At 69.4% G+C, this 15,586-nt stretch carries 13 protein-coding genes, 1 pseudogene and 1 riboswitch; of the genes and pseudogenes, 10 read left to right on the top strand and 4 right to left on the bottom strand.

Annotation, left to right across the window (positions count from 1 at the left end; genetic code table 11):
- Nucleotides 1-31: 31 nt before the first annotated feature.
- The 3 genes from ACGFIF_RS23310 to ACGFIF_RS23300 form a co-directional block, all read right to left on the bottom strand.
- On the bottom strand, nt 32-937 hold the full coding sequence (locus ACGFIF_RS23310; RefSeq protein ID WP_393157196.1) for an LLM class flavin-dependent oxidoreductase: 906 nt from the start codon (nt 935-937) through the stop codon (nt 32-34).
- A 76-nt stretch (nt 938-1,013) separates the two neighbouring features.
- A complete protein-coding gene (locus tag ACGFIF_RS23305) occupies nt 1,014-2,300 on the bottom strand; it encodes a class I SAM-dependent methyltransferase (RefSeq protein WP_393157195.1) in 1,287 nt (428 codons plus the stop codon).
- Nucleotides 2,297-3,676 (bottom strand): FAD-binding oxidoreductase, encoded by a 1,380-nt coding sequence (locus tag ACGFIF_RS23300; protein ID WP_393157193.1) that lies wholly within the window; start codon nt 3,674-3,676, stop codon nt 2,297-2,299. The genes ACGFIF_RS23305 and ACGFIF_RS23300 overlap by 4 nt, the downstream gene beginning before the upstream one ends.
- 70 nt (nt 3,677-3,746) lie before the next feature.
- Between ACGFIF_RS23300 and ACGFIF_RS23295 the strand changes: the two genes are divergently transcribed.
- Genes ACGFIF_RS23295 through ACGFIF_RS23280 form a run of 4 tightly spaced genes read left to right on the top strand, consistent with a single transcriptional unit; the run spans nt 3,747 to nt 6,685 of the window.
- Nucleotides 3,747-4,679, top strand: a complete 933-nt coding sequence (locus ACGFIF_RS23295; RefSeq protein ID WP_393157192.1) for a 2-hydroxyacid dehydrogenase — start codon at nt 3,747-3,749, stop codon at nt 4,677-4,679.
- 12 nt (nt 4,680-4,691) lie between these two features.
- Nucleotides 4,692-5,789 carry a WD40/YVTN/BNR-like repeat-containing protein gene (locus ACGFIF_RS23290; RefSeq protein ID WP_393157190.1) on the top strand — a complete coding sequence of 366 codons (1,098 nt, stop codon included), beginning with the start codon at nt 4,692-4,694 and terminating at the stop codon, nt 5,787-5,789.
- A gap of 1 nt (nt 5,790) precedes the next feature.
- Nucleotides 5,791-6,057 carry a MoaD/ThiS family protein gene (locus tag ACGFIF_RS23285; RefSeq protein WP_393157189.1) on the top strand — a complete coding sequence of 89 codons (267 nt, stop codon included), beginning with the start codon at nt 5,791-5,793 and terminating at the stop codon, nt 6,055-6,057.
- Between the two features lie 58 nt (nt 6,058-6,115).
- Nucleotides 6,116-6,685 (top strand): AAA family ATPase, encoded by a 570-nt coding sequence (locus ACGFIF_RS23280; protein WP_393157187.1) that lies wholly within the window; start codon nt 6,116-6,118, stop codon nt 6,683-6,685.
- Here ACGFIF_RS23280 and ACGFIF_RS23275 read toward each other — a convergent pair.
- Nucleotides 6,645-7,562, bottom strand: a complete 918-nt coding sequence (locus tag ACGFIF_RS23275; RefSeq protein WP_393157186.1) for a 5-aminoimidazole-4-carboxamide ribonucleotide transformylase — start codon at nt 7,560-7,562, stop codon at nt 6,645-6,647. The two genes, ACGFIF_RS23280 and ACGFIF_RS23275, sit on opposite strands and share 41 nt — an antisense overlap.
- A gap of 20 nt (nt 7,563-7,582) precedes the next feature.
- A riboswitch (ZMP/ZTP riboswitch) is annotated at nt 7,583-7,663 on the bottom strand.
- Between the two features lie 64 nt (nt 7,664-7,727).
- On the opposite strand from ACGFIF_RS23275, the gene ACGFIF_RS23270 reads away from it, so the two are divergent.
- The 6 genes and pseudogenes from ACGFIF_RS23270 (at nt 7,728) to ACGFIF_RS23245 (ending at nt 15,569) form a co-directional block, all read left to right on the top strand.
- Entirely contained in the window at nt 7,728-8,726 is a 999-nt protein-coding gene (locus ACGFIF_RS23270) for a hypothetical protein (protein ID WP_393157185.1), read from the top strand.
- Between the two features lie 44 nt (nt 8,727-8,770).
- Nucleotides 8,771-10,438: a dihydroxy-acid dehydratase gene (ilvD, locus tag ACGFIF_RS23265; protein WP_393157183.1), complete on the top strand. Its 1,668-nt coding sequence runs from the start codon at nt 8,771-8,773 to the stop codon at nt 10,436-10,438.
- A gap of 282 nt (nt 10,439-10,720) precedes the next feature.
- The gene (locus tag ACGFIF_RS23260; protein WP_393157182.1) at nt 10,721-12,469 is read left to right on the top strand and encodes an acetolactate synthase large subunit; all 1,749 of its coding nucleotides are present in this window, start codon (nt 10,721-10,723) and stop codon (nt 12,467-12,469) included.
- An 82-nt stretch (nt 12,470-12,551) separates the two neighbouring features.
- Nucleotides 12,552-13,055: pseudogene (gene ilvN / locus ACGFIF_RS23255) on the top strand (acetolactate synthase small subunit); the annotation flags it as partial.
- A gap of 190 nt (nt 13,056-13,245) precedes the next feature.
- Entirely contained in the window at nt 13,246-14,265 is a 1,020-nt protein-coding gene (ilvC, locus tag ACGFIF_RS23250; protein WP_132212786.1) for a ketol-acid reductoisomerase, read from the top strand.
- A gap of 104 nt (nt 14,266-14,369) precedes the next feature.
- The gene (locus ACGFIF_RS23245; protein WP_393157180.1) at nt 14,370-15,569 is read left to right on the top strand and encodes a serine protease; all 1,200 of its coding nucleotides are present in this window, start codon (nt 14,370-14,372) and stop codon (nt 15,567-15,569) included.
- The last annotated feature ends 17 nt before the right edge of the window (nt 15,570-15,586 follow it).

Genomic DNA, 15,586 nt, shown 5'->3' with positions numbered 1-15,586 from the left:
CCGTCTCCTCGGGTCGATGCGTGCCTCCAAACTAGCGGCTCACACCAGCCCGTACGGCGGGAATCACCCGGCCCGCGATCAGTTCCAGCGACCGCATCGCGGCGTCGTGGGAGAGCGTCGGCAGCCGGAGCCAATGGGCGAAGTGGACGAACCGGGTGGCGTCGTGCAGGGCGATCAACCGGGCGGCGATGTCGTCCGGCGTACCCACGAGGTAGTCCTCGCGGTGCAACGGCGGCGGCTCGGTCCCGCCGTACGCCGCGATTTCGCCTTCCAGGTAAGCGATTCCCGGCGCGGCGTCGGCCCAGGCGCGGTCCGCGTCGTCGTCCACGTGCATGATCCCGGTACAGATCAGCGGCGGCGGATCGTCGACAACCTCGTCCAGCAACTTCCGCCGCGCCACGAGATCGGCCGGCGTCGCGCAGTAGATGATCACCCCGTCACCCACCCTCGCGGCCCGCCGCAACCCAGCCGCCGTCACCCCAGCCACATAGATCGGGAGCTTGCCCGGCCGCGGCGTCACCTCACCACCGGACCAAGCCTCCCGGATGACCCGCACACCCTCCTCGAGCAGCGCACCCCGGCGCCGCCGATCGACCCCAAAGGCCGCGAACTCCCGTTCGGAGTACCCCTGCCCGACCCCCAGCACGAACCGCCCACCAGAAACCAGGTCCAGAACCGCCACATCCTCAGCCACCCGCAGCGCCTGATGCAACGGCAACACCAAGATGTTCGTCCCCACCCGAATCCGCGCCGTCCGCGCCGCCAACACCCCCGCCATCACCAACGGCGAAGGCAACATCCCGTCTCCGGTCAGATGGTGCTCAGACAACCACACCCCATCGAACCCCAGCCGGTCGGCGACCACCACCTCGTCAACCTGCTCCCCGCCGTACCCACCCTCCCGAACATCCATCAACACCCCGAACTCGATCTCCACCTCACCCACCCTCACCCGGCACCGGACTCACGTCCAATGCCGACTCGGCGCACAGTTCATGCGCCGAGCACATGGCTCAACTGAGCCAGGTGGGGCGGAGGGGGAAGTGGGCGTCGGCGTCGTTGTCGAGTTTTACGCCCAGGACCTGGTGGAGTTGGGTGGTGTTGCGTTCGAAGCCGACTCGGCAGGCGGCCAGGTAGAGGCCCCAGATCTTGGCCGTGGGGTAGCCGACTTCGGCGACCGCCTCGTCCCAGTGGGTGACCAGGTTGTCGGACCAGGCGCCGAGGGTGAGGGCGTAGTGCTCGCGCAGGTTCTCCTCGTGGCGGACCTCGAAGCCGGCGTCCTGGGCCTCGGCGATGATGCGGCCGGAGCCGATCAGTTCGCCGTCGGGGAAGATGTAGCGGTCGATGAACGCGCCGGTCGAGCGGTACCGGTTGTCCGGCCGGGTGATGCTGTGGTTGAGCAGCCGGCCGCCCGGCTTCAGCAGGTCCAGCAGGAAACCGAAGTACGACGGGTAGTTGCGGACGCCGATGTGTTCGGTCAGGCCGATCGAGCTGATCGCGTCGAAGTCGCGTTCAGCCACGTCGCGGTAGTCCAGGAAACGCACCTCGGCGCGGTCCTCCAGACCCTCGCGTTTGATCGCCTCGGCCGCCCACTCCGCCTGGGCCGACGACAACGTGACGCCGAGCGCCTTGACGCCGTACTCGCGGGCCGCGTGCCGGACCATGCCGCCCCAGCCGCAGCCGACGTCGAGAAGTCGTTGCCCTGGGCGCAGATCGAGTTTGCGCGCGACCAAGTCGTACTTCTCCGCCTGCGCCTGCTCGAGGGTGGCGTCCAGCGACGGGTAGACGGCGCACGTGTACGTCATCGACGGACCGAGGATCCACTCGTAGAACGCGTTCGACACGTCGTAGTGGTGGTGGATCGCGGCCCGGTCCCGAGTCCGCGAGTGCCGCAGCCCTTCGAAGGTACGACGCCACTTGGGCAGATGCTCCTGCGGCGGTGGAGGCGGCGGCTTCAGGTGGCTCCAGCCCAGCCCGCGGACGATGCGCAACGCCTCGGCCGGCGTCGGGCGCTCGAAGTGCAACTGGTTGAGCATCATCTGCATCAGCGCGTACGGGTTACCCGGGTGGACGCCGGTGATCTCCAGATCACCCATCACGTAGGCACGGACCAGTCCGAGGTCGCCGGGCGCGGTCAGCACGTAGGACAGTCCGCGCTCGGAGGCGAGATGCATGTGGATCGGCGAGTCTTCGGGTCCGGTCGCACTACCGTCGTACGCCGTGAACCGGAACGGCAGCCCGTCCGGCGTCACAGTCGTCAGCGCCTCGGCGATCGAGACGCGGGTCTCGAGGGTTGTCATCGGCGTGTCACCGCCTTCTCGTAGAGCCCGGTGAGCCGGGCATCGGGGTCGTAGCGTTTCTTCACCGCGGTCAGGGCCGGGACGTTGTAGAGCCGGTCGAAGGTGTCTCGGTCGTAGTAAGCGTCGGAGTACAGCGACTTATGCCCGTCGAACTCGGCGACGGCCGCCTCGATCCGGCGGTTGACGTCGCCGTCGGCGGCGCCCGGGGCGATCGGGACGGTGCCCCAGAAGCCGACGTTGACGTACGTCGTGCCCGGCTCGAGCGGGTAGAGCGGCCAGGCCGTCGTCCCGCGCAGCCGCAGCGGGCACAGCCAGACCGGGCGCATCCCGACCTCGGCGTCGAACCAGCGCAGGAACGCGGCCAGCCGGGTGACCGGGATCTCGACGTCCTGGACGACGCGCTCGCGCTCCGGCCGGCCGCGGCGGCGATCGATGCGCGCGGCGAAGTGATGCCGGTTCTCGAAGCCGATGATCTTGTGGAACACGTCGCTGCGCCGCCAGCGTCGCGGCCACAGCCGTCGGACAATGGGCTTCTGCGCCCCGAAGGCGGCCGAGCACCAGAACCAGTCGGTGTCCCAGCGCCACAGGTAGTCGTGCGCGGTGAGGAAGTCCTTCTGGCGCTGCTGGATCGACCGGTAGTAGATCTGCTGACCGGTGTAGTCGCTCGTCTTCACCGCGGCGTCGCTGTTGCGGCCCAGCGTCAGGTACGCCTCGGACGGGCTGAACGCGACACCGTCGACGAAGTGCACCGGCTCGCCGTCGTGCATGCCGGAGGCAACGATCTCCTCGATTGCCGGAGCCAGCCGGTCGAGTCCGAGGCGGACGTGCCGGAGGGCGACGTACGGCGAGATGCGGTCGAGCTCGATCCTCAGCCGGGTCGCGTAGCCGAGCGTGCCGTAGGAGTTGGGGAAGGTGCGGAACAGCTCCGCGTGGTCACCGTCGGGCCGGGCGGTGACGATGTCGCCGGCGCCGGTGAGGATGTCGAGCTCGAGGACGGATTCGTGCGGCAGACCGGCCCGGAACGACGAGGACTCGATCCCGAGCCCGGTCACCGCGCCGCCGAGGGTGATCGTCTTCAGTTGCGGCACGACCATCGGCGTCAGCCCGTACGGAAGGGTCGCGGCGACGAGGTCCTCGTAGGTGCACATGCCCTGGACGTCGGCCGTCCGGGCCGCCGCGTCGACGCTGATCACCCCGGTCAGCCCCGAGACGTCGAGCCCTGGCCGGTCGGTCTCCGCCCGCGGCCGGAACAGGTTCGAGCTGCGCTTCGCCAGCCGCACCGGCTCCCCTGGCGGGATGTCCTGGTACGACGAACGCAGCCGCCCCACGGCCTGATCGTGATCAACGGTCGCAGCCAGATCCGATGTCGAAGGCACCGATCCAATGTACGACGATCCTGTGGACGGCGGGATGAAAATTGTCCGGCCGGGCGAGTAGGTTCGGGACATGGCTGATGTGGTGAAGGCGTGGCTGCCGTGGGACGACGCGGAGAGCACCCTCGGTGGCGTGCCCACGGGGTTCGACGTGGAGTCGTATGCGGGTGGTGAGCGGCCGGGGTCGCTCGACCAGGTGGAGTTCTACGTACCGGCGTACATGGGCGGCTCCGACGTGCTCGAGGTCGTCCGCGACATGCCGTCGCTGAAGGTGGTGCAGCTGCAGACGGCCGGGTTCGAGAACGTGCTGCCACACCTCGCCGAGGGCGTCACCTTGTGCAATGCCCGCGGGGTCCACGACGCGTCCACCGCCGAGCTCGCAGTCGGTCTGATCCTGGCGTCGTACCGTCGACTGCCGCGTGCTGTGCGCAACCAGGACCAGCAGGTCTGGCCCGCGTCGTACGACGAGATGGACGACTCGCTCGCGGATCGCACCGTGCTGATCCTCGGGTACGGGTCGATCGGGGAGGCCCTGGAGCGGCGGCTGACCGGGTTCGAGTGCGAGATCATCCGGGTCGCGCGGCGGGAGCGGGAGGGCGTCCACCCGATCAGCGAGCTGCCCGAGTTGCTGCCGCTGGCGGACGTCGTCGTGCTGCTGACCCCGGCGACGGCGGAGACCCGCCGGATGGTGGACGCCAAGTTCCTGACCCAGCTGAAGGAAGGCGCGCTGCTGGTGAACGTCGCACGCGGTGTCGTGGTGGACACGGATGCGTTGCTGGCCGAGCTGGCCGGCGGCCGGATCCGCGCCGCGCTGGACGTGACCGATCCCGAGCCGTTGCCCGCCGGACACCCGCTGTGGTCTGCTCCGAACGTGCTGGTCAACCCGCACCGCGGCGGTGCCTCGACGGCCTTCGGGCCACGGGTGGCCCGGCTGGTGCGCGCGCAGCTGGAGCGCTACGCGGCGGGGGAACCATTGATCAACGTGGTGGGGGGTCCACCGCGATAAAGGAGGACAACGATGTCCGAGACCGTACTGCTGATCGGAACCAAGAAAGGGCTCTGGATCGGCAGGAGTGATGCCGCGCGCCGTGAGTGGACCCTCGACGGCCCGGTGCCGCAGTTCGAGATGCAGGGCGTGTACGCGGTCGGGATCGACACCCGCGGCGAGCAGCCCCGCGTGCTCGTCGGCGGGACGAGTGAGCACTGGGGTCCGGCGGTCTTCCACTCCGATGACCTCGGCAAGACCTGGGACGAGCCGCCGGAGGGTTCGATCGGGTTCCCCAAGGAGGCCGAGACCTCGCTCGAGCGCGTCTGGCAGATCCAGCCGGGGCCGGCCGATCAGCCGGGCGTCGTGTACGCCGGGTCGGAGCCGTCGGCGCTGTGGAAGTCGACCGACGGGGGAGTGACCTTCGAGCTGGTCCGCGGCCTGTGGGACCACCCGCATCGCAAGGAGTGGGGTGCCGGCTTCGGTGGTCAGGCGATCCACACCGTGTTGCCGCATCCGACCGATCCCGACCGGGTGAGCGTCGCGATGTCGACCGGTGGCGTGTACCGGACGACCGACGGCGGCGAGTCGTGGTCCCCGGCCAACCAGGGCATCAAGGCGTACTTCTTCCCCGATCCGTACCCGGAGTTCGGTCAATGTGTGCACAAGCTGGCCGCGCATCCCGACGTACCGGACCGGATGTTCGCGCAGAACCACCACGGCGTCTATCGGTCCGACGACGCCGGGGCGATCTGGAAGTCGATCGCGGACGGGCTGCCGTCGGACTTCGGGTTCCCGATCGCGGTGCACCCGCACGAGCCGGAGACCGTGTACGTCTTCCCGCTGGTCGCCGACGGGAACCGGATCCCCACCGACGCGAAGTGCCGGGTCTTCCGCTCCCGCGACGCCGGCTCCACCTGGGAGGCGCTGAGCACTGGGCTGCCCGACGTGCCGTCGTACGCGCCGGTGCTGCGGGACGCCATGTGCACGGACGCGGCCGAGTCGGCCGGTGTGTATCTGGGCACGCGTGACGGCTGCGTCTACGCCAGTGCTGACGCGGGCGACACGTGGACCGAGGTCGCCCGGCACCTCCCGGACGTGCTGACCGTCCGCGCCGCCGTAGTGGGCTGAGATGGCGATCGGGATCAAGCTGCCGACCGTGCTCAGACCGTTCGCGGGCGGTGCTGAGCGGGTCGAGGTCGACGGCGCCACCGTCGGAGAGGTCGTCGCCGCACTGGACCCGGTCCTGCGGCGACGGCTGACCGACGAGCAGGGCGCCGTCCGGCGGCACGTCAACATCTACCTGGGCAACGACAACATCCGGGATCTGGACGGACTCGGGACGACGCTCAAGGACGGCGACGAGCTGATGATCCTGCCGAGTGTGGCGGGCGGCTGATGCCGGCGGAAAACAAAAGACTGCAATTCTCCGGCCTGCTTGGCTAGCGTCGGGCGGCATGAGCGACGTGATCCTTCTGACCGGCTCGCCCGGATCGGGCAAGACGACCGTGGCCAAGTTGGTCGCCACCGACGCCGGGCGGCCGACGGTGCATGTGACGACGGACGAGTTCTACCGCGCCATCCGCACCGGCTTCATCGCGCCGTACCTGCCCGGATCCGAGCGGCAGAACGAAGTGGTCGTCGACGCGATCGTCGCCGCGGTCGCGGCGTACACACGCGGTGGGTACGACGTGGTCGTCGACGGCGTCATCGGCCCGTGGTTCCTGCCGCCGTTCCGCCAGGCCGCGGCGGCGGAGCAGTGGACGCTGTCGTACGTCGTACTCCGCCCCGACCTGGACACCACCCTTAGTCGCGCACAGGACCGAGGCACCGGCGAACTGAAGGACGCCGCCGCCATCACCGGTCTCTACGGAGCCTTCGCCGACCTGGGCGACCTCGAGCCCCACGTCATCGACACCACTCACCTCGACGCCAGTGCGACCGCCGCCGAAGTCCGTCACACCGTTGCCGCAGGCACCCACCGCCTCAGTGCCGGAACAACCGCACCCCGGTCTGCGACAAGCTGATCCCCAACTCCGCGCACGCCGCGGCGACCTCAGCCGAGCGGATCGATCCACCCGGCTCGGCCAGGTACCGAACCCCGTGCCGGTGCGCCTCGACGATGTTGTCGACAAACGGGATCGCCCCGTCCGACGCCATCGCGACGTTCGTCAACGCGCCTTCGGCCGACCGCTGGGCCCACCACGTCGAGGCCTTCTCACCGGCCAGCCGGGTGCAGTCGATCCGCGACTGCTGCCCGGCACCGATACCGATCGCCATCCCGTCCTTGACCATCGCGACCGTGTTCGACTGCGTGTAGCGCGCCACGACCAGCCCCAGCAGCAGATCGCGCGCCGCGCTGTCCGGCAGCTCGGGGTCGAGCGATGACCGGTCCAGTGGCGCCTCATCACGCTCCTGCGTCAGCCGGACGCCGTACACCTCGCGGACCTCGACAGCAGGTGGCCGATAGCCGGGATCCGCTTCCAGCACCAGGAAGGCGCCACGCTTCTTGCTCGCCAGTACGCCGACCACGCCTTCGTCGTACCCGGGCGCGATGATCCCGTCGCAGACAAGCCGCTTCAGCCGGTCCGCGAGTTCCGCGTCGACCGGGTGCGACACCGCGACGAAATCGCCGTACGACGATTTGGGATCCGCCTCCCGCGCCCGCACGTACGCATCGCTGACCGTCTCGGCGACCGCGGCGCCGGCGGGGGAGACGTGCTTGAACGACGCCGCCGCAGGCAGACCGAGGAGACCTGAGGCTTCACGGACCAACTGCCAGCCGGCCAAAGCATCGAGCACGTTGACGTACGACGGCGTACCGCTGACCACCGTGAACGGCCAGCGATCCACAGCCGTGACGGACGCGGACTGATGGGGATTCATGCCGTAGCGCAACTGCATCGGACAACCTCCGAGAACGTCGGAGGCGCCCAGGCGGACGACGCCTTGCTTGTCAGCCGCTCCCCGGTGGTGCTCCACCCTCGCCAGTCGCGGTTCGGTGCGAGCCTATTGCACGAAGGTGCAGACCTGGTCCGGACGGCCGGGATCAGGCCTAGCATCGCGCGTATGGGGATCTTTTCGAGGAGGCCGTCGGCGGGAGTGGCGGCGGAGGGGCTTCGGCTGGATCAGGCGTGGGCCGATCCGGAGCTCGACGCCGCGTACGCCGCGGTGCGTGGGGGCGATCTGTCGACCGGAGCCGAGCTGCTCAAGGCGTCGTCGCAGAGCACCGACCTGCGGTCGTTCCGGGCAATGGGGCTGGGGAAGGCCGCCATCGGGCACAGCGAGCAGTTGGAGTTGCGGCTGGAAGCCCTGCCGGGTGACCCGGACCTGCTGCTGTGGCTGGGGCAGACGCTGGTGTTCGAGGCCTGGGAGGTCCGGACGGGCGCGTGGGCGGAGCAGGTCTCCGAGCAGCGGTTCGCAACCTTCCACGACATCCTCCGGACGGCGGCCGAGGTGCTGGACTACGGCATCGCGGCGGCCCCTGACGACGCCGCACCGTGGGAGGTGCTGCAGTGGGTGGCGATCGGACTGCAGGCGTCGATGGACGACAAGAACGACATCTTCCGCTCCGCCATGGAGCGTCACCCGGCCGGCTACCAGGCGCACAGCGGTCGGGTGCATGCGCTGGCGCCGAAGTGGTCGGGTCTCGACATCGCCCAGATCGTTCGCTTCGGCGATCAGACGGTGGCGAACGCTCAGCCCGGCAGTGCGCTTTGTGCGGTTGCGGGCATGGTGGCCAACGAGGTGTGGGTCGACGTACTGAGTGACAGCGAGTTGACGAGGGCCCAGCGGGGTGCGCGATACACGCGCGAGATCACCAACCGGAAGGACGCCCTGCTCGCCGCCCGCGACAAGTGGTTGATCCCCGGCCGCGAGTCCGAGCCGGCTGACATCTCAGCCCACGGCACGATGGCCTTCGCTCTCAAGACCGTCGGAGCGAAGGCCGCCGCGATGGAACAGGCCGCCCTGACCCAAGGCCGGATCGAGAGCGTCCCCTGGGCCTACACCAACGCCCCCGACGCACTCACCGCCTTCGCCGCCGCCGTCACCAAACAGATGGCCTAACGCCAGGTGCCGGTGCAGGAGCCAGGCGGCCATAGAGTGGGCCCATGGTCGATGTGAAGCCACGCAGCCGGACAGTGACCGACGGACTCGAGGCGACCGCGTCGCGGGGCATGCTCCGGGCGGTCGGGATGGGTGACGACGACTGGGCGAAACCGCAGGTCGGGGTCGCGTCGAGCTGGAACGAGATCACCCCGTGCAACCTGTCCCTGGACCGGCTCGCGAAGGCGGTCAAGGAGGGTGTGCACGCGGCCGGCGGGTACCCGCTGGAGTTCGGCACGATCAGCGTGTCCGACGGCATCTCGATGGGCCACGTCGGCATGCACTACTCGCTCGTCAGCCGCGAGATCATCGCCGACTCGGTCGAGACGGTGATGGAGGCCGAGCGGCTGGACGGTTCGGTGCTGCTGGCCGGCTGTGACAAGTCGCTGCCCGGGATGCTGATGGCCGCGGCCCGGCTCGACCTCGCGTCGGTCTTCCTGTACGCCGGTTCGATCATGCCCGGCCGGCTCGGCGACAAGGACGTCACGATCATCGACGCCTTCGAGGCGGTCGGTGCCTGCGTCCGCGGCCTGATCACCCGCGACGAGGTCGACGCGGTCGAGCGGGCGATCTGCCCGGGTGAAGGCGCCTGCGGCGGGATGTACACGGCGAACACGATGGCCGCCTCCGCCGAGGCGCTCGGCATGTCGCTGCCCGGCTCGGCCGCGCCGCCCGCGGTGGACCGCCGACGCGACGGCTACGCCCGCAAGTCCGGCGAGGCGGTCGTCGGCCTCCTGCAGAAGGGCATCACGGCTCGCCAGATCCTGACGAAGGAGGCCTTCGAGAACGCGATCGCCGTGGTGATGGCGCTCGGCGGCTCGACGAACGCCGTACTGCATCTGCTCGCGATCGCGCGCGAGGCCGAGGTCGACCTGACGCTGGCCGACTTCAACCGGATCGGCGACCGGGTGCCGCACCTCGGCGACCTCAAGCCGTTTGGCCGGTACGTGATGACGGACGTGGACCGGGTCGGCGGTATCCCGGTGGTGATGCGGTCGCTGCTCGACGCCGGGCTGCTGCACGGCGACTGCCTGACCGTGACCGGCAAGACGATGGCCGAGAACCTCGCGGACATCGCGCCGCCGGATGTCGACGGCGTCATCATCCGCTCGCTGGACAAGCCGATCCACGGCACCGGCGGGATCACCATCCTGCACGGTTCGCTCGCGCCCGAGGGCGCGGTGGTGAAGAGCGCCGGCTTCGACTCGGACGTGTTCGAGGGCACCGCGCGGGTGTTCGACGGCGAGCGCGGGGCGATGGACGCGGTCGCCTCCCTGAATCCCGGCGACGTCGTCGTCATCCGCTACGAGGGCCCGAAGGGCGGCCCCGGTATGCGCGAGATGCTCGCCGTGACCGGCGCGATCAAGGGCGCCGGCCTCGGCAAGGACGTCCTGCTGCTCACCGACGGCCGCTTCTCCGGTGGTACGACGGGACTCTGCGTCGGCCACGTCGCCCCGGAGGCCGTGGACGGCGGCCCGATCGCGTTCGTCCGGGACGGCGACCGCATCACCCTCGACGTCAAGAACCGCACCCTCGACCTCCACGTCAGCCCCGAGGAACTCGAGAACCGACGCACCGGCTGGACCCCGAAGACCCCGGACATCACCAAGGGCGTCCTCGGCAAGTACACCCGCCTGGTCCGCTCAGCCTCCGAGGGTGCTGTCTGTATCTAAGACAGTCATCTCAGATCATGGGACACTCTGCCGGCGAACTTGACCCGATCGCAGTGTGTCGGCGAATGTTGCCTACATGCGATCGATTCTCCTCGTACTTGTGCGGCGCGCCGACTGACGGCGACCACCGAGTCGAGCGCGCCCCCTTCAGCCCACCCGGCGGAGGGGGTTTTTTGTTGCCAGGGCGACTATCTGCGACCCAGATGTGACCTGAGGACAAACAAGAGCGAGGATGGATCGGTCGCGACAAGCCATAACGTGACAGGACTAAGGAAGGCACTCATGAGTGAGCAGCTGACCGGGGCACAGGCTCTGATCCGCGCACTGGAACATGCCGGAGTGGACACCGTCTTCGGCATCCCGGGTGGCGCGATCCTCCCGGCGTACGACCCGATGCTCGACTCGACCCAGATCCGCCACATCCTGGTACGTCACGAGCAGGGCGCCGGCCACGCCGCCCAGGGGTACGCCTCGGCGTCGGGCAAGGTGGGCGTCTGCATGGCCACCTCCGGACCCGGCGCGACCAACCTGGTGACGCCGATCGCCGACGCGTACATGGACTCGGTCCCGCTGGTCGCGATCACCGGTCAGGTGCCCGGCCCCGCGATCGGCACGGACGCGTTCCAGGAGGCCGACATCCGCGGCATCACGATGCCGATCACCAAGCACAACTTCCTGGTCAACGACCCGAATGACATCGCCTCCACCATCGCCGAGGCGTTCCACATCGCCTCCACCGGCCGCCCCGGTCCGGTGCTCGTCGACGTGACCAAGGACGCGTTGCAGGCGAAGGTCGACTTCCAGTGGCCGACCGAACTCTCGCTGCCCGGCTACCGGCCGGTGACCCGCCCGCACCCCAAGCAGGTGCGTGAGGCGGCCCGGCTGATCGCGGCCGCCGAGAAGCCGGTCCTGTACGTCGGCGGCGGCGTGATCCGGGCCCACGCCCACGCCGAGCTGAAGGAGCTCGCCGAGCTCCTCGGCCTCCCGGTGGTCACCACGCTGATGGCCCGCGGCGCACTGCCGGACACGCACGACCTGCACTTCGGCATGCCCGGTATGCACGGCTCGGTCTCCGCGGTCGGCGCCCTCCAGCGCTCCGACCTGCTCATCTGCCTGGGCGCCCGCTTCGACGACCGGGTGACCGGCAAGCTCGACTCGTTCGCGCCCGACGCGAAGGTGATCCACGCCGACATCGACCCGGCCGAGATCGGCAAGAACCGGGCCGCCGACGTGCCGATCGTGGGCGACTGCAAGGAGGTCATCACCGACCTGATCGCCGCGCTCCGGACCGAGATCGCGAGCTCCGGCCGCACCCCGTCGTACGACACCTGGCGCAACCAGCTGGAGTCGGTCCGGGCGAAGTACCCGGTCGGGTACGACGAGCCCGAGGACGGCGCCCTGTCCCCGCAGTACGTGATCGAGCGGATCGGCAAGATCGCCGGCCCGGACGCCGTCTACACCGCGGGCGTCGGCCAGCACCAGATGTGGGCCGCGCACTACCTGCCGTTCGAGAAGCCCGGCCACTGGCTGAACTCCGGCGGCCTCGGCACCATGGGGTACGCCGTCCCGGCCGCGATGGGAGCCAAGGTCGCCCGCCCGGACAAGACCGTCTGGGCGATCGACGGCGACGGCTGCTTCCAGATGACCAACCAGGAGCTCGTCACCTGTGCGCTGGAGGGCATCCCGATCAAGGTTGCCGTGATCAACAACCAGTCGCTCGGCATGGTCCGGCAGTGGCAGACGCTGTTCTACGACAAGCGCTACTCCAACACCGACCTGCACTCGGCCCGGATCCCCGACTTCGCCAAGCTGGCCGAGGCGATGGGCGGTGTCGGGTTGCGCTGCTCCGACCGCGACTCGGTCGACGCGACGATCGAGAAGGCGATGGCGGTCCACGACGCGCCGGTGGTGGTCGACTTCGTCGTGCACCGCGACGCGATGGTGTGGCCGATGGTCGCGGCCGGCACCAGCAACGACGACATCCAGATCGCCCGCGACATGGCGCCCACCTGGGACAGCGAGGAGCTGTAAGCATGACTGAGCGAAGCGAAGGCATCAGAAAGCAGAGCCAAGCCGCTTGCGCACCGGCGCCCGGAGCGAAGCGAGGACGTCGGTGAGCAAGCACACTTTGAGCATCCTGGTGGAGAACAAGCACGGTGTGCTGGCCCGGGTGGCGGCGTTGATCTCGCGGCGCGGGTTCAACATCGACTCCCTCGCGGTCGGTCCGACCGAGCACCCCGAGGTGTCCCGGATGACGATCGCGGTCAGCGTGGACGAGCAGCCGTTGGAGCAGATCACCAAGCAGCTGAACAAGCTGGTGAACGTGATCAAGATCGTCGAACTCGAGCCCAGCCAGACGGTTCAGCGCGAACTGCTGCTGGTGAAGGTCAAGGCGGACACCCTGAGCAGGGGACAGGTGCTGGAAACCGTCCAGCTGTTCCGTGCGAAGGTGGTGGACGTGGCTCCGGACGCGATCACGATCGAGGCGACCGGCAATCCCGAGAAACTCGAGGCCATGCTCCGGGTGCTGGAACCCTTCGGCGTCCGCGAGCTGGTGCAGTCCGGCATGGTGGCGATCGGCCGGGGCAGTCGCTCCATCTCCGACCGCACCCTGCGGCCGGTCCCGGTGCCACCGCCGTACGTCGCCTCGGGCGCACCGAATGTCCAGGCACAGCCGGCCGACCGAGCCCACCACCCGGTTCCGGCGCCGCCGCCCGGCCGGCCCGTCGCCCCGGCCCGCCAGGCCTGAACGCCGTACCGATCACCCATTCTGATTCCGAGGAGAAGAGCTCCAAGTGGCAGCTGAAATGTTCTACGACGACAACGCCGACCTGTCGGTGATCCAGGGCCGGCACGTGGCCGTGCTCGGCTACGGCAGCCAGGGCCACGCCCACGCGCTGTCGCTGCGCGACTCCGGTGTCGACGTCCGCGTCGGTCTGCCGGAGGGCTCCAAGAGCCGGGCCAAGGCCGAGGCCCAGGGGCTGCGGGTGCTCACCCCGGCCGAGGCCTGCGAGGAGGCCGACGTGATCGTCGTCCTCGCGCCGGACCCGGCCCAGCGCAAGCTGTACGCCGAGGCGATCGAGCCGAACCTGGTCGACGGCGACGCGCTCGTCTTCGGTCACGGCTTCAACATCCGGTTCGGCTACATCAAGCCGCCGGCCGGCGTGGACGTGTTCATGGTCGCCCCGAAGGGCCCGGGTCACCTGGTCCGCCGGGAGTACTCCGAGGGCCGCGGCGTACCGGTGCTGGTAGCGGTCGAGCAGGACGCCACCGGCAAGGCCTGGGACCTGGCGCTCGCGTACGCCAAGGGCATCGGCGGCCTGCGGGCCGGCGGGATCAAGACCACCTTCACCGAGGAGACCGAGACCGACCTGTTCGGTGAGCAGGCCGTCCTCTGCGGTGGTGTGTCGGCGCTGATCCAGGCCGGTTTCGAGACGCTGACCGAGGCCGGCTACCAGCCGGAGGTCGCGTACTTCGAGTGCCTGCACGAGCTCAAGCTGATCGTCGACCTGATCTACGAAGGCGGCATCGCCAAGCAGCGCTGGTCGGTCTCCGACACGGCCGAGTACGGCGACTACGTGTCCGGCCCGCGGATCATCGACGCGTCGGTGAAGGCCCGGATGAAGGAGGTCCTCGGCGACATCACCGACGGCACTTTCGCGGCCCGGTTCATCGCCGACCAGGACGCCGGCGCGCCGGAGTTCGCCGAGTTCCGCAAGCAGAGCGAGTCGCACCCGATCGAGGCCGTGGGTAAGGAACTGCGCGGCCTGATGGCGTGGGTCAAGTCGCACGACGAGGACTACGTCGAGGGCACCGCCGCCCGCTGACGCCACAAGTACAAGGTCCGGGGCACCCAGGTGGGTGGCCCGGGCCTTGTCTTTTGGCACAATCAGTGACGAATCCGATGCGGGTGTGGGGGAGGTGACGGGTGGTGGAGGACGGCAAGCCGTTGCCGCGGCCGCCTCGACGGGTCCCCGCGGGCGCGGCCACGCTCACCCAGCTCCAGACCAGCACGCCGCGGACAGCTCCGCAGCCGCCGCCGCGTCAGCCGTGGAAGTTCGGCCGGTTCCTGGCCGGGTTCGTCGTCGTCCTGCTCATCCTCGCCGCCGGGGCGAGCGCCGGCTGGTACGTCCGCGCGGAGAGCCTGCGACTCGACACCGAGAAGGTCCTCGAGGCGGTCAGACCAGGCGTGGTCCGGGTCCTGGCCACCACGTGCGAGGGCACCGGCGAGGCGACCGGCGTACTCATCGGTGACAACAAGATCCTGACGGCCGCGTCCGCGCTCCGGCAGCCGCTGTCGATCGCGATCGTGACCGAGGACGGCCGGGTCCGCCGGGCCAACCAGCTCGGCAGCAGCGCGGACGGGGTCGCCGTACTGCAGATGATCGGGCGACTGGACACCGAGACGGTCCCGCTCGCGGCGGCGAACCCCGACCCGAAGGCCGAGCGCGCCCTCATCGGCTACACCGCGGCCGGCCAGCTGACCTCGAGATCGGTCGGTACGACGGCGCGGCCGCAGGCGCTCAGCTCCTGGATGAACCAGGCCAAGCTCGGCGGCCCGATCGTCGACGAGTCCGGTCAGGTGGTCGGCCTGGTCACCGGCGACACGGTCCCGACCAGCACGATCGTGCCGCTGGACAAGCTGCAGAACTACGCCGCACCGAAGTCCGTCGGCCTCACACCGGAGGCCGCGGGGACCTGTGAGCGGTCGCGTGGTCCGCAGAATGCGATGCTCCCGGAGCTGCTGGTCGCGGCGACCCCGCTCGCGGTGGAGTCACAGAAGGTGCTCGGCAACTACTTGACCCTGGAGAACAGGCACGACTTCCCCGCCGTGCGGCAGCAGGTGTACTCGAAAGCGATGGCCCGTGGCTATTCGGAGTCGAGAGACCGCGACAGTCATCAGACTTCGTACTTCTTCGGCGCCAAGATCATCGAGGTGACCCGGTTCGGCGCCGACGGCGCGAACGTCCGGATGACCTACGACGTCCTGTTCTCGCCGAACGCCAAGGGTGCGAACGGCGGGACCTGCAACCAGCTGGACGTGCGCTACCGGCTCATCCGGGAGGGTGGCCAGCTCCGCCTCAGCGGGGGCAAGGAGGTGGTCCCCGCGCGGACCTGTGACTCCGACTGACCGGATCCTGGGTCTGC

The organism is Kribbella sp. NPDC049174 (assembly GCF_043197365.1).
Taxonomy (GTDB): Bacteria; Actinomycetota; Actinomycetes; order Propionibacteriales; family Kribbellaceae; genus Kribbella.
The sequence above is the reverse complement of the archived record's forward strand: the minus strand, read 5'-3'. Positions and strand labels throughout refer to the sequence as shown.